Genomic DNA, 1722 nt, shown 5'->3' with positions numbered 1-1722 from the left:
ACAGAACGTTTTGTTCGTGGATTTCTGGATTTAATTACCCTTTGGTTCGTAAGCCGTTTTGGCGGCAGACCGATGCACTTTTTTGGCGCCGTAGGAACGCTGATGTTTATCGTAGGATTTTTATCTGCTTTCTGGCTGGGAGTTTCAAAATTAATTGATGTTTCCAGAGGAATTTATGGTCATTTGCTGACCAATAATGCCTGGTTTTTCATTGCTTTAACGATGATGATTCTCGGTACGCTACTCTTCATTGCAGGATTTTTGGGTGAAATGATCATCAGAACCAACCGCGAACACAAAAATTATAATATCGACGAAGTCATTTAATCAAATGAAAAACCTGTTTATTTTACTCCTTGCTTTTTCTGTTATGTCCTGTGGCGAAATCTCTCCGAAAGGAAAAATAGAAAACAAAAATATCCCGCTCGAAGAATTTGTGAATCTTAATCTTGAAGGGAAGTTTCGGCTGTTTTACATCAAAAGCGACAGCAGTTTTGTGAATGTAGAAACTTACCCGAACATTTTAAATAATCTTAAAATCAAAGTAAAAGACAAAACGCTCAACATCGAAGAAAAACGTAAGACACAAAATGTTGACTTCTATAATATTACCGTTTATTCCAAATATAATTTAGAAAAAGTTTCGATTGCTGATTCTGTAGAAATGAATATTTCAAGCGAAATTAAAACCGACAACTTCCGGCTGAATTTAAAAAATAATGGTAAATTTATTGGATCCGTAAATTCCCGCCGGGCAGAAGTGGATATGACGGGAAAAAGCCGCGCAAACTTCTTAGGCAATACAAAAGATGCCGTGCTGAAAATTTCGGATACGGCAAGCATGATCGCTCCTTACTGGATTATTGAAAATTTGAAAATTGAGTCTAAAAATGGAAATTATGCTGAAGTAAATGTAAAAGATTCATTAAAAGGAGATATAAAAAACACGGCGAAAATGGTGTATTATAATGATCCGATCCGCGCATTTACCATCGATAAAACAGCTACCGTACAGAACAAAAAAATGGATTAGCTCCAGATAAAATAATATAAACGCTATCAAATATAAAAAAGATGACAACTTTAGAAAAAGCAAAACTCTGGCTTACAGGCACTTTCGACGAAGAAACAAAAAATACCATCCAAACCTGGATCGATACAAATTCTGATGATCTTGAAGATTCTTTTTACCGGGAATTAGAATTCGGAACCGGCGGAATGCGCGGAATTATGGGAGTAGGCACCAACCGACTCAACAAATACACGCTTGGTCAGGCCACTCAGGGTTTGGCAAATTATCTTCATTCTCAGTTTCCTGATCAGGAAATTAAGGTGGCGATCGCTTATGATGTACGTAACAATTCCAAAGAATTCGGGAAAATGTGCGCAGATGTGCTTACAGCCAACGGAATTAAGGTTTTACTTTTCAAAGAACACCGTCCGACTCCTGAACTTTCTTTCACCGTTCGCGACAAAAAATGTAATGCAGGAATCGTTCTTACCGCGTCTCACAATCCGCCTGAATACAACGGTTACAAAGTATATTGGAATGACGGAGCGCAGATTGTTCCGCCTGATGACGAAAACATTATTAAAGAAGTCTATGCTACAAAATTTGAGGATATTAAATTCAACGGAAACGATGATTTAATTGAGTGGATCGGCGAAGAACAGGATGATGTTTATATCAATGCCTGCATGGAAAATTCGCTTTATCAGAAA

General features: G+C 37.4%; 1 protein-coding gene and 2 pseudogenes. All 3 read left to right on the top strand.

Translation table 11 applies throughout. The annotated features are described in order from the left end of the window. Positions 1 to 327, top strand: a pseudogene (locus V5N63_RS00565) (glycosyltransferase); the annotation flags it as partial. A 4-nt stretch (positions 328 to 331) separates the two neighbouring features. After that, positions 332 to 1033 carry a GIN domain-containing protein gene (locus V5N63_RS00560; protein ID WP_332032063.1) on the top strand — a complete coding sequence of 234 codons (702 nt, stop codon included), beginning with the start codon at positions 332 to 334 and terminating at the stop codon, positions 1031 to 1033. 41 nt (positions 1034 to 1074) lie between these two features. Then, positions 1075 to 1722, top strand: a pseudogene (locus V5N63_RS00555) (phospho-sugar mutase); the annotation flags it as partial.

It is taken from the genome of Kaistella sp. (assembly GCF_032060305.1).
In the GTDB taxonomy this organism is placed as follows: Bacteria; Bacteroidota; Bacteroidia; order Flavobacteriales; family Weeksellaceae; genus Kaistella; species Kaistella yananensis.
This window is presented reverse-complemented; position numbering and strand designations above follow the sequence as displayed.